Source organism: Cupriavidus metallidurans CH34 (genome assembly GCF_000196015.1).
In the GTDB taxonomy this organism is placed as follows: Bacteria; Pseudomonadota; Gammaproteobacteria; order Burkholderiales; family Burkholderiaceae; genus Cupriavidus; species Cupriavidus metallidurans.
Window position 1 is genome coordinate 3,226,537 of record NC_007973.1, and the last position, 18,797, is coordinate 3,245,333.

At 64.1% G+C, this 18,797-nt stretch carries 19 protein-coding genes and 1 pseudogene; 7 read left to right on the top strand and 13 right to left on the bottom strand.

Annotated features, from left to right (window positions below; all coding sequences use genetic code 11):
• Positions 1-61 precede the first annotated feature (61 nt).
• The 8 genes from RMET_RS14880 to RMET_RS14915 form a co-directional block, all read right to left on the bottom strand.
• On the bottom strand, positions 62-667 hold the full coding sequence (locus RMET_RS14880) for a 2-hydroxychromene-2-carboxylate isomerase (protein ID WP_011517504.1): 606 nt from the start codon (positions 665-667) through the stop codon (positions 62-64).
• A gap of 35 nt (positions 668-702) precedes the next feature.
• Positions 703-1,125, bottom strand: a complete 423-nt coding sequence (locus tag RMET_RS14885) for a CopD family protein (RefSeq protein WP_011517505.1) — start codon at positions 1,123-1,125, stop codon at positions 703-705.
• A gap of 18 nt (positions 1,126-1,143) precedes the next feature.
• Complete coding sequence (locus RMET_RS14890; RefSeq protein ID WP_011517506.1) at positions 1,144-2,424, bottom strand: glutamate-5-semialdehyde dehydrogenase; 1,281 nt, start codon at positions 2,422-2,424, stop codon at positions 1,144-1,146.
• Positions 2,425-2,550: 126 nt separating this feature from the next.
• Positions 2,551-3,621, bottom strand: coding sequence for a DNA polymerase III subunit delta (holA, locus tag RMET_RS14895; RefSeq protein WP_011517507.1), 1,071 nt, complete (start codon positions 3,619-3,621; stop codon positions 2,551-2,553).
• Between the two features lie 51 nt (positions 3,622-3,672).
• Positions 3,673-4,188: an LPS-assembly lipoprotein LptE gene (locus tag RMET_RS14900; RefSeq protein WP_008641875.1), complete on the bottom strand. Its 516-nt coding sequence runs from the start codon at positions 4,186-4,188 to the stop codon at positions 3,673-3,675.
• Between the two features lie 36 nt (positions 4,189-4,224).
• Positions 4,225-6,846, bottom strand: a complete 2,622-nt coding sequence (gene leuS / locus RMET_RS14905; protein WP_011517508.1) for a leucine--tRNA ligase — start codon at positions 6,844-6,846, stop codon at positions 4,225-4,227.
• 169 nt (positions 6,847-7,015) lie between these two features.
• The gene (gene dapB / locus RMET_RS14910; RefSeq protein ID WP_011517509.1) at positions 7,016-7,813 is read right to left on the bottom strand and encodes a 4-hydroxy-tetrahydrodipicolinate reductase; all 798 of its coding nucleotides are present in this window, start codon (positions 7,811-7,813) and stop codon (positions 7,016-7,018) included.
• A gap of 78 nt (positions 7,814-7,891) precedes the next feature.
• The gene (locus tag RMET_RS14915) at positions 7,892-8,545 is read right to left on the bottom strand and encodes an outer membrane protein assembly factor BamE (protein ID WP_029307167.1); all 654 of its coding nucleotides are present in this window, start codon (positions 8,543-8,545) and stop codon (positions 7,892-7,894) included.
• Between the two features lie 199 nt (positions 8,546-8,744).
• Between RMET_RS14915 and fur the strand changes: the two genes are divergently transcribed.
• Complete coding sequence (gene fur / locus RMET_RS14920) at positions 8,745-9,176, top strand: ferric iron uptake transcriptional regulator (protein ID WP_008648581.1); 432 nt, start codon at positions 8,745-8,747, stop codon at positions 9,174-9,176.
• 80 nt (positions 9,177-9,256) lie between these two features.
• Here the strand turns inward: fur and RMET_RS14925 are convergent, their stop codons facing one another.
• On the bottom strand, positions 9,257-10,258 hold the full coding sequence (locus RMET_RS14925) for a LysR family transcriptional regulator (protein WP_011517511.1): 1,002 nt from the start codon (positions 10,256-10,258) through the stop codon (positions 9,257-9,259).
• 285 nt (positions 10,259-10,543) lie between these two features.
• On the opposite strand from RMET_RS14925, the gene RMET_RS14930 reads away from it, so the two are divergent.
• A complete protein-coding gene (locus tag RMET_RS14930; protein ID WP_011517513.1) occupies positions 10,544-11,161 on the top strand; it encodes a flavin reductase family protein in 618 nt (205 codons plus the stop codon).
• Between the two features lie 49 nt (positions 11,162-11,210).
• On the opposite strand, the gene gap is transcribed toward RMET_RS14930, so the two are convergent.
• Both gap and tkt read right to left on the bottom strand, forming a co-directional pair.
• Positions 11,211-12,209 carry a type I glyceraldehyde-3-phosphate dehydrogenase gene (gene gap, locus RMET_RS14935; protein ID WP_008648578.1) on the bottom strand — a complete coding sequence of 333 codons (999 nt, stop codon included), beginning with the start codon at positions 12,207-12,209 and terminating at the stop codon, positions 11,211-11,213.
• An 85-nt stretch (positions 12,210-12,294) separates the two neighbouring features.
• Entirely contained in the window at positions 12,295-14,331 is a 2,037-nt protein-coding gene (gene tkt / locus RMET_RS14940) for a transketolase (protein WP_029307166.1), read from the bottom strand.
• Between tkt and RMET_RS34595 the strand changes: the two are divergent.
• From RMET_RS34595 to RMET_RS14960, 5 genes and pseudogenes are all read left to right on the top strand, one after another.
• Positions 14,330-14,563 (top strand): annotated as a pseudogene (locus tag RMET_RS34595) (spermidine synthase); the annotation flags it as partial. The gene tkt and the pseudogene RMET_RS34595 overlap by 2 nt on opposite strands.
• Positions 14,564-15,304 (top strand): spermine/spermidine synthase domain-containing protein, encoded by a 741-nt coding sequence (locus RMET_RS14945; RefSeq protein ID WP_445707569.1) that lies wholly within the window; start codon positions 14,564-14,566, stop codon positions 15,302-15,304.
• Positions 15,305-15,369: 65 nt separating this feature from the next.
• The gene (locus RMET_RS14950) at positions 15,370-15,804 is read left to right on the top strand and encodes a VOC family protein (RefSeq protein ID WP_011517516.1); all 435 of its coding nucleotides are present in this window, start codon (positions 15,370-15,372) and stop codon (positions 15,802-15,804) included.
• Entirely contained in the window at positions 15,804-16,547 is a 744-nt protein-coding gene (locus RMET_RS14955; RefSeq protein ID WP_011517517.1) for a 16S rRNA (uracil(1498)-N(3))-methyltransferase, read from the top strand. Before RMET_RS14950 ends, RMET_RS14955 begins: the two co-directional genes overlap by 1 nt.
• Before the next feature lie 17 nt (positions 16,548-16,564).
• The gene (locus RMET_RS14960; protein ID WP_011517518.1) at positions 16,565-17,194 is read left to right on the top strand and encodes a YidB family protein; all 630 of its coding nucleotides are present in this window, start codon (positions 16,565-16,567) and stop codon (positions 17,192-17,194) included.
• A 97-nt stretch (positions 17,195-17,291) separates the two neighbouring features.
• Here RMET_RS14960 and RMET_RS14965 read toward each other — a convergent pair whose 3' ends face one another.
• Together RMET_RS14965 and RMET_RS14970 are read right to left on the bottom strand one after the other, a co-directional pair.
• On the bottom strand, positions 17,292-17,900 hold the full coding sequence (locus tag RMET_RS14965; RefSeq protein ID WP_011517519.1) for a barstar family protein: 609 nt from the start codon (positions 17,898-17,900) through the stop codon (positions 17,292-17,294).
• Complete coding sequence (locus RMET_RS14970; RefSeq protein WP_017511794.1) at positions 17,897-18,274, bottom strand: guanyl-specific ribonuclease; 378 nt, start codon at positions 18,272-18,274, stop codon at positions 17,897-17,899. The genes RMET_RS14965 and RMET_RS14970 overlap by 4 nt, the downstream gene beginning before the upstream one ends.
• Between the last annotated feature and the right edge of the window lie 523 nt (positions 18,275-18,797).

The following is an 18,797-nucleotide window of genomic DNA, read 5'->3' on the forward strand; positions in this document are numbered from 1 at the left end:
AAATCCTGCAAACAAAAACGTCCGCCATGGCGGACGGAAGGTATCGGTGACCGTCCCCCGATCAGCCCGCTGCGAGCGCGCGGTCGAGGAAATCGAGTCGGTCCTGGCCCCAGTATGGCTGGCCGTCATAAACGAACCACGGCGCGCCGAACACGTTGGCGGAGATAGCGTCCTGGGTGTTCTGCGCATATGCGGCCTGCACCGCCTGCCCCTCGCTGGCCTTGAGCAGGCTCGCGCCGTCGAGACCGCATTCCTCGGCGATTAGCGAAAGCGTGGCGGCATCGGCGATATTGCGCTGCTCGGCCCACACCGCGCGCGAGATCGCGCCGGTCAGTTCCAGCGCGCGCGCCGTGCCGTTGGCCAGTTGGGCGGCGATGATCAGGCGTGCCGCGGTATCACCTGAAACCGGGAAGAACGTTGGGTGCAAGTTGAGCGGGATGCCAAGGAACTTGCTCCAGCGTTCCAGTTCGACCAGCCGGTAAGCCTGACGCTGTGGCGGGCGCTGCGCCAGTGGCAGGCCGCCCGACACCGCGAAAACCTTGCCGATATCGCAGGGCTTCAGCAGCACCTGGGCCTTGTGACGGTTGGCAATCTCGACAAAGCGCGCGTGCCCCAGATAGACAAACGGGGAAGGCGGCGCCAGAAAATACTCGACCTGCTTGCTCATCACGACCTCACGGTAGAACGGATTGGAACGTCAGCTTAAAACGGCTTTACGACAACCAGGATGACAACCGCCAGCAATACCAGCACCGGCAGTTCGTTGAACCAGCGGTAGAAGGTGTGCGAGCGCGTGTTGGCGCCGCGTTCGAATTTGCGCAGGAGCACGCCGCAACCGTGGTGGTAGCCGATCAGCACCAGCACCAGCGCCAGCTTGGCATGCATCCACCCCTGCCCCGCGCCACGGCCGATGCCATAGCCCAGGAACAGCCAGAGGCCGAATACGACAGCCGGAACGGCCAGCATCGTCATGAAGCGGAACAGCTTGCGCGCCATCAGCAGCAGGCGTTTCACGCTGGCCGCATCGGTCTCCATCGCCAGATTGACGAAAATGCGCGGCAGGTAGAACAACCCCGCGAACCACGAAGTCACGAACAGGATATGGAACGCCTTGACCCAGAGCATGTGCTGATCCGCCTCCGGTTACGTACGAATCTCGCCGTGACCGAACACGACGTACTTGAGCGAGGTCAGCCCCTCCAGGCCCACCGGGCCGCGAGCGTGGAGCTTGTCGTTGGAGATGCCGATCTCCGCGCCGAGGCCGTACTCGAAGCCGTCGGCAAAGCGCGTCGAGGCATTGATCATCACGCTGGCCGAATCGACTTCACGCAGAAAACGCATCCCGGTGGTGTAGTTCTCGGTGATGATCGAATCGGTATGCGCCGACCCGTAGGTGTTGATGTGCGCGATGGCGGCGTCCAGTCCGTCCACCGTGCGGATCGCCAGCACCGGCGCCAGGTACTCGAGACGCCAGTCCTCCTCGGTGGCGTCGACCAGGCCCGAGAAGCCGGCGGCTTCCAGCGTGGCGCGCGTTGCCGGGCAGACGCGCAACTCGACACCTTTTTCCTGGTAGATACGGCACAGCGGCGGCAGCGCCTTCGCAGCTATCTCGCGCGACACGAGCAGCGTTTCCATCGTGTTGCACGGTGCGTAGCGCTGCGTCTTGGCGTTGTCGCACACGCGCACGGCCTTTTCCAGGTCGGCGTCGTCATCGATATAGACGTGGCAGATGCCGTCCAGGTGCTTGATCATCGGCACGCGCGCCTCTTCCATCAAGCGGGCGATCAGGCTCTTGCCGCCGCGCGGCACGATCACGTCGACATACTCGGTCATCGTGATCAGGCGACCAACCGCGGCGCGATCCGTGGTTTCGATCACCTGCACGGCTTCGGAGGGCAGCCCCGCCGCGGCCAGTCCCTCGGCCACGAGCGCGGCCAGGGCGGTATTCGATTCGATCGCCTCGGAGCCGCCACGCAAAATCGTAGAGTTGCCCGACTTCAGGCACAGCGCCGCCGCATCGATGGTCACGTTCGGACGCGATTCATAGATGATGCCGATCACGCCGAGCGGCACGCGCATCTGGCCCACCTGAATGCCGGTGGGACGGAACTTCATGTTCGAGATTTCGCCGATCGGGTCCGCCAGCGCGGCTATCTGCTCGAGGCCGGCTGCCATCGTGGCGATCGCCTTGTCCGACAGTGTCAGGCGATCAATGAAGGCGGCGTCCTGGCCGTTGGTGCGGGCGCGTTCGACGTCGCGGGCGTTGACGGCCTTGAGCTTGTCCGCATCGCGGCGGATGGCCGCGGCAATCGTCAGCAGCGCACGGTTCTTGTCGGCCGTGGAAGCGCGCGCCATGGCGCGCGATGCCGCGCGGGCCTGCTGGCCAACGCGGGTCATGTAAGCGTGGAGATCGAACTCGGTCATGATGGTGTCCGGGCCTGTGCCCGGTCTGCTATGAGTGCCGCGATGTCGATGCGCCGGCGCGGCTGCCGGCGATTGTTCTGGTTCGGTGGTCCGGTCACCTGTCCGGACCCCGGGGGCCCGGAGGCCTCATGCGGGTCTGGCGATCATCAGCGCAAGCTGCATCAGGCCGTCCCATGGCTCGGCTGGTAACGCACCGGCCGCTCCGCCAGCGCCTGGCAGGTCGGACAGGCCCTTGACCTGCCGGTCCAGCCGCGCGGCCATGGCAAGCGCGGCTTCCAGTTGCGGCATCGACAGCCGTTGCGCGGCCTGTGGTACGAGCCGCTCGCGCGGGCCCCAGACGCGCAGTTCGCGCATCAGCACGCCCGCCGGCTTGCCGCCCGCCAAGCCTTGCCGGACCTTGGATAATACGCGAATTTCCTCGGTCAGCGCCCACAGCACCAGCACCGTAGCCTCGCCCTCGCCACGCAGCCCTTCGAGCATACGCACCAGGCGCGGCACGTCGCCGCCGAGCATGGCTTCGGACAGTTTGAACACGTCGTAGCGGGCCACGTTCAGCACCGCGTCCTGAACCTGGTCGAAGGTCAGCGCGCCGGGCGGATAAAGCAGGCCGAGCTTCTGGATTTCCTGATGCGCGGCCAGCAGGTTGCCCTCGACCTTTTCGGCGATGAACTGCAGCGCGCGCCGCCCTGGCTCGCCCGGCTCCACCCGCTGCTGCTGCAGGCCGAGTCGTTCGCCCACCCAGGCGGGCAGCCGCGTGCGGTCCACGGCATCGACCTTGATCGACACCCCCGCCGACTCCAATGCCTGGAACCAGGCCGATTTCGTCGTGGCGAAATCCAGGCGCGGCAGTGTGACCAGCATCACCACATCCGGCGACGGCTGGGCGGCCACGGCGCGCAACGCCTCGCCGCCGTCCTTGCCCGGCTTGCCCGATGGAATACGCAACTCGACGATCTTGCGGTCGCCGAACAGCGACATCGACTGCTGGGCCTCGATGACCTGCCCCCACTGGAAGCCACGTTCGGCCACCAGCACGTCGCGTTCGGAGAAACCGGCCTCTCGCGCAGCGCGGCGCAGGCGATCTACCGCCTCCAGCACCAGCAGGTGCTCGTCGCCGTGAACGACGTAAAGCGGCGCCAGGCCCTTGGCCTGCGCCTGCCTCAGATGTGCCTCGAGTCCGTCGAGCTTGAGCTGCATTGTCGCCCTATGTTTCCTGTGTCGGCCTGAGTCGCGCCGATACCCGGCGCGTCAGATCGTCTTGACCGAGGCCAGCCGGCGCATGAGCTGATTCACAACATCGCGCTGCATGTCGCGATAGAGCTGCTGCTCTTCGTAATCCTTGGCCAGCGTGTTGGCTTCGTTGTACGTCAGGTCGCGCGTCAGCAGCAGCGTCGACGGTGGGATCAGCTCCTTGCCACTGGCATCGCGCAGGCGGAAGGTAAAGCGGTAGGTCAGACGGTATTCCCGCACCACACCCTCGGTGGTAATCGAGAGGATCGACTTGGCCCGCGTATCGGCCAGCACGTCGAGCAGTGCGTCCGCTTCCTTCGGGTCGGTAACGATCTGCGTGTCCGAGCCATTGCGGATGTTGCGGCGCAAATCCGCACCCATCAGCGAATTCGCGGGAATGCCGATGTAGAGCCGCTTGAACGCAAAATCGGCGTTACCGCGCATATGGAAGCCGCAGCCACCCAGCAATGCCGCCGCCGCTGCCGCGGCGCCGATGGCGAAGAAACCGCGGCGTCCCATGTTCGGTCGATCCATTCGTTATCCCTGTCTGCTGATTCCAGTCCGCGTGCTTCAGAGCACGACGTTGACGAGACGGCCCGGCACCACCACGATCTTCTTCGGTGCGGCACCGGCGGCGAACTTGGCCACGATCTCGCTGGCGGCCGCGGTGGCCTCGATCGCGGCGCGGTCAGCATCGGCCGGCACCGTCAGGCTGCCACGCACCTTGCCGTTGACCTGCAGCACCAGTTCGATCTCGCTGCGCACCAGCGCGGCTTCGTCGACTTGCGGCCATGCGGCGTCGAGAATGTCGACCGTCTCAGCGGCGTAGCCGAGTTCCTGCCACAGCCCGTGGGCGATGTGCGGCACCACCGGGTACAGCACGCGCAGCAGCACGCTGAAGCCTTCACGGCGCCCGGCCGGCGAAGCGGTCTTCGCATCTTCCAGCGCGTTCAGCATCTTCATCGTGGCGGACACCACGGTGTTGTACTGGATGCGCTCGTAATCGTAGTTGGCCTGCTTGAGCACGGTGTGGATCTCGCGGCGCAGCGCGGCGTCATCGGCCGTCGGCGCGGTGCCGGCGCCATCGCGGATCGCCTGGGCGTTCGCGTAGCCGTAGTTCCACACACGGCGCAGGAAGCGCGACGCGCCCTCCACGCCCGAACCGCTCCATTCGAGTTGCTGCTCTGGCGGCGCGGCGAACATCACGAACAGGCGTGCGGTATCGGCGCCGTACTGGTCGATCAGCGCTTGCGGGTCGATGCCGTTGTTCTTCGACTTCGACATCTTCTCGATGCCGCCAATCACCACCGGCTGACCGTCGGCCTTCGCCGTGGCGCCAGCCGGGCGGCCACGCTCGTCGGTCTGCACGTCCACATCGGCCGGGTTGTACCAGGTCTTCTTGCCGGAGGCGTCCTCGCGATAGAACGTCTCGTTGAGCACCATACCCTGCGTGAGCAGGTTCGTGAACGGCTCGTCGAACTTGACCAGGCCCATGTCGCGCATGACCTTGGTCCAGAAGCGTGCGTACAACAGGTGCAGAATCGCGTGTTCGATACCGCCGATGTACTGGTCCATCGGCATCCAGTAATCGTTGCGCGCATCGACCATCGTGCCAGCGTCGGGGCACGTATAGCGCATGTAATACCAGCACGAGTCGATGAACGTATCCATCGTATCGGTCTCGCGGCGCGCCGGCTTGCCGCACGACGGGCAGGTGCACTCCAGGAAACGCGGGTCCTTGGCCAGCGGGTTGCCCGTGCCGTCCGGCACGAGGTCCTCGGGCAGCACCACCGGCAGATCCTTCTCCGGCACCGGCACCACACCGCAGCTGTCGCAGTGGATCAGCGGAATCGGCGTGCCCCAGTAACGCTGGCGCGAGATGCCCCAGTCGCGCAGGCGCCAGGTCACCTTCTTCTCGCCCAGGCCCTTGGCGGCCAGATCGGCGGCGATGGCGTCGACGGCGGCCTTGTAGCCGAGACCGTCGTACTTGCCGCTATGGATGCAGAGGCCGTGTTCCTTGTCGCCGTACCACTCGAGCCACGCGTCGGTCGAATAGGCCTGACCCTTGACGTCGATGACCTGCTTGATCGGCAGGTTGTACTTGAGCGCAAACGCGAAGTCGCGCTCGTCATGAGCCGGCACGCCCATCACGGCGCCGTCGCCATAGGTCATCAGCACGTAGTTGCCGACCCAGACGTCGACCTGTTCGCCGGTCAGCGGGTGCGTGACCTTGAGGCCGGTCGGCATCCCCTTCTTCTCCATGGTCGCCATGTCGGCTTCCATGACGGAACCGTGCTTGCATTCCTCGATGAACGCGGCCAGCGCCGGGTTGCTTTCGGCGGCGTGCGTGGCCAGCGGATGCTCGGCGGCCACGGCGCAGAACGTCACGCCCATAATCGTGTCGGCACGCGTGGTGAACACGTAGAGCTTGCCGTCGTTGATCAGCTTGCCATCCGCGCCCTTGATCTCATGCGGGAAGGCGAATCGCACACCTTCACTGCGGCCGATCCAGTTCTGCTGCATGATCTTGACGCGCTCGGGCCAGCCGAGGCCTTCGAGGTCGCCAAGCAATTCCTGCGCGTAATCGGTGATGCGCAGGTAGTACATCGGGATTTCACGCTTTTCGACCACTGCGCCCGAACGCCAGCCACGGCCGTCGATAACCTGCTCGTTGGCCAGCACGGTCTGGTCCACCGGATCCCAGTTCACGGTACCGGTCTTGCGATAGGCGATGCCCTTTTCCAGCATCTTCAGGAACAGCCACTGGTTCCAGCGGTAGTACTCGGGGCTGCAGGTCGCCACTTCGCGCGACCAGTCGATCGCCAGGCCCATCGACTGCATCTGCTTCTTCATGTAAGCGATGTTGTCGTAGGTCCAGGCGGCCGGTGCCACGCCGTTGTTCAGCGCGGCGTTCTCCGCCGGCATCCCGAACGCATCCCAGCCCATCGGCATCAGCACGTTACGGCCGTTCATGCGCAGGTAGCGCGCCATCACGTCGTTGATCGTGTAGTTGCGCACGTGGCCCATGTGGAGCTTGCCCGACGGGTAGGGCAGCATCGAACAGGCGTAGAACTTGGACTTTTCCTTGCCGTCGGGCCCGACCGCGTGCTCCGACACCTTGTAGGCATCGATCGCTTTCCAGTGCTGCTGGGCGGCTTGTTCAACGGCGGACGGAAGATATTTGTCTTGCATGGTCGGGACGACGGTCTGGGCAGCGGTCCGCGGGCGACTGGCGCGCCGGGCGACCGGGGGGATCGGAAATGCGAAAGAGACGATTATAACCGTGGCGTATGTCCGCCACGGCTCGCACGGAAAGGCTGGAACGGCCCGCCTCTGGGCCGCGCCGGGCGTGCTTGCGGGCTTACTTCAGGCCCAGCACATCCTGCATGTCAAACATGCCGCTCGGCTTGTCGGCCAGGAAACGCGCCGCACGCACAGCACCATCGGCATACGACTGGCGGCTGGACGACTTGTGGCTGATCTCGATGCGCTCGCCGATGCCGGCGAACATCACCGTGTGATCGCCGACGATATCGCCGCCACGGACCGTCGCGAAGCCAATCGACTTCGCGTCGCGCGGGCCAGTATGGCCTTCGCGCGCGTAGACCGCGCATTCGTCGAGATCGCGGCCGATGGCCTTGGCGACCACTTCGCCCATCGCCAGCGCCGTGCCCGACGGCGCGTCGACCTTGTGGCGATGGTGCGCTTCGATGATCTCGATGTCGTAGCCCGTGGAAAGCAGCTTGGCCGCCACTTCCAGCAGCTTGAACGTGGCATTGACGCCGACGCTCATGTTCGCGGCAAACACCACGCCGATCGACTTGGCGGCATCGGCCAGTGCCTGCTTGCCGGCGGCATCGAAACCGGTGGTACCAATCACCATCTTCTTGCCGAGGCGCTTGGCCACCGCCAGGTGCGCCAGCGTGCCCTCGGGGCGGGTGAAATCAATCAGGCAATCGGCGGCCGAGAGCACGGCCTCGATGTCAGAGGAGATCTTGATGCCCGTCTCGCGGCCCAGAAACAGCCCGGCATCCTGGCCCAGCGCCGCAGCACCTGGCACGTCGAGCGCGCCGGCCAGCGTCACGCCGTCGGTATTGAGCACCGTTTCGATCAACATGCGACCCATGCGGCCGGAAGCCCCTGCAATGGCGATTTTCATGATTGGGTATGTCGGAATGAAAACCGTCCGGCATTCGACCGGACGGCTTGGGTGTCTGAAATGGACTCGCCGCCGCGTTTAGCTGGCAGGTTTGGCCGGAACGTCCGAAGCCGCGCTGGCTGGCGCCTCGGCCGGCTTTTGCTGAGCTGCCTCGGCGGCAGCAGGTGCCACGGCTGCCGGCGCGGCTGCCGGTTCGCTCGCTGCCGCGACGGGCATGGCAGCCGGCGCCGATGCCGGCATTGCCGCCGGCGCGGATGCTGGCGCTGGCTCGCCGCCAAAGACAATCTTGCCTGGCGTCTGATTCTTCTGCGCCGCCTTCATGCCGTCAATTTCGGCGATAAGCTCGTATTCGGACGGCAACTCGTTGCCCACCCACCGCACAAGCTTGTCACCCTCGAAGTACACGGTGAACTGGCGCGATTGCACGACCGGCCGGCTGCCGCGACGGAAAGAGAAGTAATAGTCCCATCGATCCGCGTGAAAGACGTCCGTCAGCAGCGGGGTGCCGAGCAGGAAGCGCACCTGATCGCGCGTCATGCCTTCGCGCAATTGCGACACGGCCTCGCGCGACACGAAGTTGCCCTGGACGATGTTGATCCGATACGGCGTGATGGCATCGGCCACCTTGCGCGAGGTGCTGTCGTAGGCGGAACAGGCACCGGCCAGCAGTGCCGCCGCCAGCAGGGAAGACACCAGCGCGGGGCGCATGGCGGACGAACGGAATGAACGCATGTATCTCGCTTCCAGACGGGAATGGGTAGATACCGGCACCGGCACACCCCAAAGACTGCGGAGGCATCCGGCACGGCCAGGCGCATTCTGGTCACTCCGCGGAGAGCGGCGTGTACGCGTCATGGCACCGGGGCGACATTTGCCGCCAAAACCCTTATGATTCAACTATCCAGACATTGTACTCTAGGGAGTCACGCCCATGCCGAGTCCGGCGGACCTCAAAAATATCGGCCTCAAGGCGACCGTCCCCCGCCTGAAGATCCTTGAGATCTTCCAGACCAGCGAACAGCGCCATCTAAGCGCGGAAGATGTCTATCGCATCCTGCTCAACGAGCATATGGATATCGGCCTCGCCACGGTCTATCGCGTTCTCACGCAGTTCGAACAGGCTGGCCTGCTCTCGCGGAACAACTTCGAGTCGGGCAAGGCGATTTTCGAACTGAACGAAGGCAAGCACCACGATCACCTGGTGTGCCTGGATTGCGGGCGCGTCGAGGAATTTTTCGATGCTGATATCGAACAGCGGCAACAGAGCATCGCCCGCGAGCGCGGCTTTGCACTACAGGAACATGCCCTGTCGCTCTATGGCAACTGCACCAAGGACGATTGCCCCCACAGACCGAGACGATAACCCCGCTGCGGTACCCGCCCAGCAGCAGGCAATAAAAAACCGGCGCCAAGGCGCCGGTTTTTTATTGGGTCGACACAGCGTTATTCCTGCGTCAGATCCTGCTCGGCCACGACGCGCAGGCTACGCGGCACGGCAGCGGCTGCCGCAGGCAGGCCCAGAAACTCGCCAACCACCTGACGGAAGAGACCACGTGCCCAAACCAGCATCGGATGGGTATTGCGGCTGCGGTGCCAGAACATATTCAGGCCCAGCATCGTATTGAGCTCCGCCGGCAGCGGGTAGGCCTTCAGGCCATACGTTTCACAGGCCATGTCCTTGGTCAGCGCGTTGACCGTGAAGATCATGTCGGTCTGGGAAGCCAGTTCGGCCTGGGCGCGCCACGAATGAACGGTCAGCGTGGCATTCCGCTTCAGGCCCCGCTGCTGCAGCGCGTAGTCCAACGGAATCAGTGCCGGTGCCGGACGGCCCGCGCCACCGGAATGCGCCATAAAGATATGGCTGCAGTCGAGGTATTGCTCGAGCGTGCAATCGTTCTTCAGGAGCGGATGATTCTTGCGTGCGCAAACCCACAGGTTCAGCGACGTCACCACTTCCTCAACGATTTCGGGATGGCGGGTCGGGAACGGCGAAAAGGCCAGATCGAGTTCGTTTGCACGCATCGACGCGACGTCGGCTTCCCACGAATGCGATTCGACCAGGCGGATATGCAGGTCCGGAGCCAGTTGCTTGATGCGCAGGACAAAGCGGTTGAAAACCGTGTCACCAAGTTCGGCGGCAAAACCGATATTCAGCGTGCCGGTGGCGATGGCCGGATCGAAATTATCGGCATCCCCCTCGTTGATCGACGACCAGAGGTCGAGCATGTCCCGGATCTTCGGGCCCAGTTCCAGCGCGCGCGGCGTTGGCGTGAGACCATGAGGCACCCGAATGAAAAGGGGATCGTCGAAGATTTCGCGCAGTCGGCCGAGCGAGTGAGAAACGGCCGGCGCGGTCATGTGCATCTTTTCCGCCACATAAGTGGCGTTACGCTTGCTGAGCAACTCGGTGAAGATCACGAGCAGCTTGGTATCCACGTTCACCATGATCAGGCCCGGTTTGTTATGTCTTACGCTTCGATGGCCCCACCACTTTCACTGGCTGCACATCAGACATTAATAGATCCTTCCGAGTGTAAGAGAAAATAACAGGAGCGAAAAGCAAATTCAGCATTTCTCGCATTACTGAACGCGAACTTTCGCGGATTTTTGACAGCTTTGAGACAGATAATGTCAAAAATCGCCGTTCATTGAATTCCATGACCCGCTATAGTGCCTGAAGGCGTCCCAATTCTGCCTCGCAGCCCGCCCCGTCTTGTTTCAGATCAAACCATGGCTTCCCACCGACTCGACGTTGATCTCGCCAAAGCCTATCGCCTGCTGAATCACGGTCCGACCGTTCTGGTCAGTGCCGCGCACAATGGACAACGCAATATCATGGCGGCGGCATGGGCCATGCCGCTCGATTTCGCGCCGCCGAAGGTGGCCGTGGTGCTGGACAAGTCCACCTGGACGCGCCAGTTGCTTGAAGCAAGCGGCGAATTCGCGTTGCAGGTTCCCACCGCCGCCCAGGTCGATATCACGCAGGCACTGGGCTCCAGTTCGGGACGGGCCCTGACGGAAAAGCAAGGCATCGACAAGTTCGCCGCGTACGGCTTGCAGACCTTCGCTGGCAGCGTGATCGGCGCTCCGCTGCTCGAAGGCTGCGCGGCGTGGCTGGAATGCAGGCTATTGCCCGAACCCGCGATCCAGAACAGCTACGATCTGTTTCTCGGCGAAGTGGTCGCAGCCCACGCCGACGGCCGCGTCTTCAGCAATGGCCGCTGGCACTTTACCGGCCAAGACGACCTGCGCACGATCCACCATGTCGCGGGTGGCCACTTCCTCGTCGATGGCGATGCTATCGATGCGCGGCCGCTAACGCCACCAGTCACCCCACCTGCCGCCTGAGCAACAAAAAACGCGCCCGAGGGCGCGTTTTTTGTTCAGCGAGGATGGCTTACTTGGCCACGACGCGTGCCATTTCCAGGCACTTGTTCGAATAGCCCCACTCGTTGTCGTACCAGCTCACGACCTTGATGAACGTGCCGTCCAGCGCGATACCGGCTTCAGCATCGAAAATCGAGGTGCGGGCATCACCGCGGAAGTCCGTGGCCACAACCTTGTCTTCGGTGTAGCCCAGCACGCCCTTCAGCGCGCCCTGGCTCTGGGCCTTCATCTCGGCGCAGATTTCTTCGTACTTGGCCGGGTTTTCCAGTTCGACGGTCAGGTCGACCACCGAAACGTCCGAGGTCGGCACGCGGAACGACATACCGGTCAGCTTCTTGTTCAGCTGCGGAATCACCACGCCAACGGCCTTGGCGGCGCCAGTCGACGACGGGATGATGTTTTCCAGGATGCCACGGCCACCGCGCCAGTCCTTGTTCGACGGACCATCCACGGTCTTCTGCGTGGCGGTGGCAGCGTGCACGGTCGTCATCAGGCCGCGCTTGATGCCCCACTTGTCGTTCAGGACCTTTGCCACCGGGGCCAGGCAGTTGGTCGTGCAGCTTGCGTTCGAGATGATCGCTTCGCCCTTGTACGTCTCGTGGTTCACGCCGAACACGAACATCGGGGTGTCGTCCTTCGACGGGGCCGACATGATCACCTTCTTGGCGCCCGCGTCGATGTGCTTCTGCGCGCCTTCCTTCGTCAGGAAGATGCCGGTCGACTCGATCACCACGTCGGCGCCGACTTCGCCCCACTTCAGCTCGGACGGATCCTTGACGGCGGTCAGGCGGATCTTCTTGCCGTTGACCACGAGCGTGTTGCCTTCCACCGACACTTCGCCGTCGAAGCGGCCGTGGACCGAGTCGTACTTCAGCATGTACGCCAGGTAGTCCGGTTCCAGCAGGTCGTTGATGGCGACGACTTCAATGTCCTTGAAGTTCGCGGCGGCGGCGCGGAACACCATGCGCCCGATGCGGCCAAAGCCGTTGATGCCGATCTTGATGGTCATGTCTATCTCCTAGAGTGCAATCGCGATAAAGCTGGGGCCGGCGCCGCAGCCGGCGCCTCGCGCCGGCATACCGCGCTGGCGAGAATTACTGGGCGAGCGTGGCGCGCACCGTATCGGCCACGTTTTCCACGGTGAAGCCGAAGTGCTTGAACAGCACGCCTGCCGGGGCCGATTCGCCGAACGTGTCGATACCGACGACGGCCTGAACCTGGTACTTCCACCAGAAATCGGTGACGCCCGCTTCCACGGCGATGCGCGGCACGCCTGCCGGCAGCACGCTGGCCTTGTAGGCGGCGTCCTGCTTGTCAAAGACGGAGGTCGACGGAACCGACACCACGCGCACGTGCACGCCTTCCACGGCCAGCGCATCGGCGGCGCCCACGGCCAGGCCGACTTCCGAGCCGGTGGCGATAATCACGGCATCCGGGCGCTTCTTGCGCGGATTCGTGCCATCGCGCAGCACGTAGCCACCGCGCGCGATATTGGCGCGCGTGACATCGTCACGCTTCTGGAACGGCAAGTTCTGGCGGCTGAAAATCAGGCAGCTCGGACCGTTCTCGCGGCGGATCGACTGCGCCCAGGCCACTGCAGTCTCGGTGGTGTCGGCGGTACGCCAGACATCCATGTTCGGGATCAGACGCAGGCTGGCCACGTGCTCGATCGACTGGTGGGTCGGACCGTCTTCGCCCAGGCCGATCGAATCATGCGTGAACACAAACAGCGAGCGGATCTTCATCAGCGCGGCCATGCGCAACGCGTTGCGACTGTAGTCCGAGAACGTCAGGAACGTGGCGCCGTAGGGGATGTAGCCACCATGCAGCGCGATGCCGTTCATGATCGCGCTCATGCCGAACTCACGCACACCGTAGTTGATGTGGTTGCCCCACGAGTCGAAGCGAACGGCCTGCGTGCCCGACCAGTTGGTCAGGTTCGAACCGGTCAGGTCGGCCGAGCCGCCCAGCAGTTCCGGCAGTACCGGCGCCAGTGCCTCGATCGAGTTCTGGCTGGCCTTGCGGGTAGCGATCGTCTCGGCCTTCTCCTCGCACTTGGCGATGTAGGCGTCCACGGCCGCATCGAACGCGCCCGGCAGCTCGCCGCGCACGCGGCGCTTGAACTCACCGGCTTCGTACGGATGCACTTCGGCGTAGGCGTCGAACAGTGCGTCCCAGGCCTTTTCCAGCGCGTGGCCGTTCGGCTTCGCGTCCCAGGCGAGGTACGCGTCCTGCGGCACTTCGAACGGGGCGTGGGTCCAGCCCAGCGCTTCGCGGGTGGCCAGCACTTCGGCGCCGCCCAGCGGCGCGCCATGCACGTCGTGGCCGCCGGCCTTGTTCGGCGCACCCTTGCCGATGACGGTGCGGCAGCAGATCAGGGTCGGCTTGTCGCTGGCCTTGGCCAGCGCGATGGCGTTGTCGACGGCAGCCACGTCGTGGCCGTCCACGGCGCGGATCACGTTCCAGCCATAGGCTTCGAAACGCTTCGGCGTATCGTCGGCAAACCAGTGCACCACGTCGCCATCGATGGAGATGCCGTTGTCATCCCAGAAGCCGATCAGCTTGTTCAGCTTGAGCGTGCCGGCCAGCGAGCAGGCTTCATGGCTGATGCCTTCCATCAGGCAGCCATCGCCCATGAACACGTACGTGTGGTGGTTGACGATGTCGAAACCCGGGCGGTTGAATTCCTCGCCCAGCAGGCGCTCGGCCAGCGCCATGCCGACGGCATTGGTGATGCCCTGGCCCAGCGGGCCGGTCGTGGTTTCCACGCCCGGGGTAATGCCATACTCCGGGTGGCCGGCGGTCTTGCTGTGCAACTGGCGGAAGTTCTTCAGTTCCTCGATCGGCAGGTCATAGCCGGTCAGGTGCAGCAGCGCGTAGATCAGCATCGATCCGTGGCCGTTGGACAGCACGAAGCGGTCGCGGTCAGGCCAGTGCGGATTGACGGGGTTATGCTTCAGATGCCGGCCCCACAGCGCCACGGCCATATCGGCCATACCCATCGGCGCACCGGGGTGACCGGAGTTGGCTTGCTGGACAGCGTCCATGGCAAGCACGCGGATGGCATCCGCCATCAGTTTGACGGGTTGGTTGGCGTAAGGACTTGTGGCGGGATGGGCGAGGGCAGACATGCGAGAACCTGACGGCGGGAAAACCGCAATTTTAGCAGAAGCAGGGGGAATTCCCGGGACGGATCCGGCACTCCGAAGGGGGACTCAGGCCTGGACCGAATGGTTGATACCCGGCGTCGGCACCACGCTAGGCGAAATCACATTGCTAGCGGCCGCGTGCAGCCCCTATCAGCAGATAGAAATCGGGGAAAGCGCACATTTTGGCCGGATCTTCCGGCTCGATGGCCGCGTGATGAGCACCGAAGCCGACGCCTGGATCCAGCACGAGCTGATGGTGGCCCCAATGGCGGCCACCCATGGCGCGCCGCGCAGCGCGCTGGTGGTGGGCGGCGGCGACGGCGGATCGGCATTCGAACTGCTGCGTATCCCCACCATGCGAGAGGTAGTGGTGGCCGAACTCGACGGCGAGGTGGTGCGGCTGGCGCGCGAGTGGTTGCGCGGCATCCACCAGGGCGCGCTCGACGAACCAGGCGACCCGCGCCTGAGCCTGGCGATCGGCGAAGGACTCGGCCTGATGGAAGCCTTCGCGCGCGCCGGACGCCAGTTCGACCTGATCGTCTATGACCTGACCGAAGCTGACGACGGCAGCCCCGCCGCCGCCCTGTTCTCCCCGCATGGCCTGCATACCGCGCGCCGCTGCCTGGCGCCCGGCGGCGCGATGTCGCTGCACCTGGGGCCCCCGCTGCATCGGCCGGAAACGGCGCGGCGGCTGCTGGCACGGCTACGGCATGTGTTCCGGCATGTCGCGCCACTGACGACCTTCGTCCCGGCCTATGGCGCGCTGTGGGGCATTGCGCTGGCCAGCGACGCGCTCGATATCGCCGCGCAGCCCGCTGACAAGATCGCAACGCGTCTGCAGCAGTGGCAACTCGAACACAAGCTGCGGGCCTATCACGCGTACCTGCACCCTGCCCTGTTCGTCCATCCGCGGCACGTGCAGGCGATCTTCGACAGCGGCAGCCGTCCCGCGTAACATGCACGGACGCGCCTCGCGCCACGCAGCGCGGGGACGAGATTCGTTCCATCCGGGAGATCATCATGTCCAGACCGCCCAACACGCCCTGGCTTACGCCCTATCTGACGGTCGCCAGCGGTCGCGCCGCACTGGATTTCTATGCGCGGGCTTTCGGCTTTGCGGCCGGCCATGTCGTCGATGAAAACGGCGTGCCCATGCACGCCGAGATGCATTACGAAGGCCAACTGGTGGTCATGTTTGCGCCCGAGGGCGCGTGGGGCAGCACGGCACGCACACCCCGGTCGCTAGGCGTGGAAGCCCCGCAAACGTTCTATGTCTACTGCGGCGACGTGGATGCGATGTACCAAAGGGCCTTGGCCGCCGGCGCCGCAAGCGTCACGCCGCCTGCCGACCAGTTCTGGGGCGACCGGTACTGCATGGTCGAAGATCCCGATGGCTACCGCTGGGGCTTTGCGACGCCGCTGCCCAAGACCCCGGATTCCAAACCCACTCCCTGATGCCACCCAGATTTTTTGTCGATGCGGCGCTCGCCGCGGACACCGTATTGGAATTACCCGACGCCGTCGTGCGCCATGTCCAGGTGTTGCGCCTGGCGCCCGGTGACGCCATCACCCTGTTCAACGGTCAGGGCGGGAGCCACCCGGCCACGCTGACCGAGATCGGCAAGCGCCACGCTAGTGCGACGCTTGGCACCCACGACGCCTCGGAAGCCGAAACCCCGTTCGCCGTCACGCTCGCCCAGGGGCTTGCCGGGGGCGACAAGATGGACTGGCTGATCGAGAAGGCAGTGGAACTCGGTGTATCCGCCATCCAGCCACTTCAGGCTGCCAGATCCGTCGTCCGGCTTTCCGGCGAGCGCGCCACCAAGCGCCAGGCGCACTGGCAGGCACTGATCGAGGCCGCCTGCGAACAATGCGGCCGTAATCGCTTGCCGGCGTTGGCGCCCGTGGCTAACTTGGAGTCATGGCTGACCAGCGTGCCGGCCACTGCTGCAAGGCTGGCGCTCTCGCCACGCGCATCGGCATCGCTGCCCGAACTGGCGCAAGCCGAGCGCGAGGCATGGCGCGCCGGCGGCGTGACGTTGCTGATCGGGCCCGAGGGCGGCTTGTCGCCGGAAGAAGAAGATCGCGCACGCCGAGCCGGTTTTATCGGCGTGTCATTGGGACCGCGCATTCTGCGAACGGAAACCGCCGGGCTGACCTGCCTGGCGACACTGAACGCCATCCTTGGCGGGTTTTGACCTAGAAGGAGTCAAACATGGGACTACTCGATAGCGTGCTGGGCGGTGTGCTCGGCCAACTGGGCGGCGGCCAGCACGGCGAACAGGCCGGAGGCGGCCTGAATCCCAAGATGATGATGGCGCTGGGCCTGCTGGCGATGATGGCAATGCGCCACAAAGGTCAGGAGGCAGACGGTGGCGCGGCGTCCGCCGGTGCGGATGCGGGTGCCGGTGGCCTGGGCGGCCTCGGTGGACTTGGTGGCGTGCTGGGCGGATTGCTTGGTGGCGCTGGCGCTGCCGGTGGCGGTGCCTCGGCCGCGGGTGGACTGGATCTCGGCTCGCTGCTCGGCGGCCTGCTTGGCGGTCAAGGCGGCGCGGGCGATTCGGCGCAAGCAATGGGTGCCGCCGCAGGCGGCATCGGCGCCTTGCGAGACGTCCTGGCGCAAGCGGGTCTGGGTCAACAGGTCGATTCGTGGATTGGCACGGGCGCGAACCAGGCCGTGAGCGCGTCGGATTTGTCTTCCGCGCTGGGCGGTACGGGTGCGCTCCAGTCGCTCGCGGAGAAAACCGGGCTGTCGGCCGACGACGTGGCTTCAAGCCTCAGCGAAGGCCTGCCCGAGGTGATCGACCGGCTGACGCCGCATGGAGCGGTACCGCCGGCTGCGTAACATCGGCACCGCAAACAAAAATGCCCGCTTTTACAGCGGGCATTTTTTTGACCGGAACACGGCGCCGATCGTGCGCCTGGAGCACCGCCAGATCCGTTCAGGCGAACGAGTAGAACACCCGGAACTGCACCTTGCGCTCGCCCCAGAACTCGGCGGCATCGCGGAACACGTCGAGCAGTACCTCGCGCGCTTCCTTGTCGAACTTCTGCGCGATCGGCAGGCCTTCCAGCACGATCACAAAGCCCGGTTGCGGTCCGGCCTTGTAAATCATGTCCGTCAGGCAATCGGACAATGCATCGAAATTCTTGCCGAAATGCTTCGGGAAGGTGAATTCGGTGGCAATGCGCTCGAGGATCTCGGCCTTGCTGGCGCAATCCGCGCAGTTCGCATAGAGGAAGTGCTGATTCAGTGCGGCGGCTGCCTGGGCCAGCTCCGGCACGCGGAACGCGCGGATCGACTGGACGATGTTTGGACGCACCGTCTTGAACAGGTTCATGGCTCCCTCATTGGTGCCGTTGTCATCGCAAGCCACCATGGCGGGCGCGCATGCGGGCGGAAGTCGATGCGGCAGATCCTGGCGCGGCATCATCAGCACATTGTCGTATAGGTTCTGGGCCTGATGGTGGGCCCTTTGCCAGCCATCTCCGGCGCCGCGCTCCTCGCGGGCGGCAAGGGCGTCGCCCAATCCGAAAATGTCAGTCATCATTTGGTTATCCGTTTGAAGCTGTTGTAGTGGTCTTCCGTGTAATAACAGTCGTTGGCGGCGCGTTGATCACCACCGCAAACGATCCGCTTGGCTCCCCGGTTCCGGCTATTGCTGTTCTTGACGGTGTACTCGCGGTAATACCCGCGAGATTGCTGCGGCAGGCTGCGCTCGTAGTTGCCAAAGCGCGAACCGTCCTTGTCATACGGGAACGGCCCACCGGCCTCGATACGCTCCAGCGTCTGCCGTGCCTCGTTGGGCAGTTGCTGTGCGGCGATGGTTCCCACCACCCCCTGCACGTCGTCGGGCGACTGCCTGGCCATGGCGCCTTGCGGCGCCAAAGTCAGCGCGATGGATATCGCCGCGCCCGCCAGCACGTGGCCCAGGCTTCGGGCCAGGCTCAGGGACTGCCAATGTGACTGCCGCTGCGACTGACTCGACAAAATCCGGGAACCCACGTTATCGAAAAGTTGGCGAAATGTTATTTGCGGGTCACTCCGGCACCTGTTAATCACCCCTCGCAGGCCCGGCGCACGCTTCAGGCGAACGCCCGCATTCAAAGGCGTAAGGTTACGCGCATGTCCATCATTAATCAATCCCCGCGCCTTTGCCCGCCAGTTTTCTTCAATTGTTTCAACATGTTATCGATATGTGTGCGCATACTAACCTCACAAGCAGCGAGATCACGCGGGCATGAAAAATGTCCGCTGTCAAGTCTTTGATGTAGACGGACAGTTCCGTAAAAGGTCTTATGGAATAACAGGTTAGTCCATATTTTGGTCGCTACGCATCCTTGCTGATTTGCGAGCTAGGTGCCACATAGGCGCTTTGCAGTGGCAAACGTAAGGATGTCTCAGCGAGCAAAGTCGCATCATCAAAGTTTCGGTCTATCACCATCTT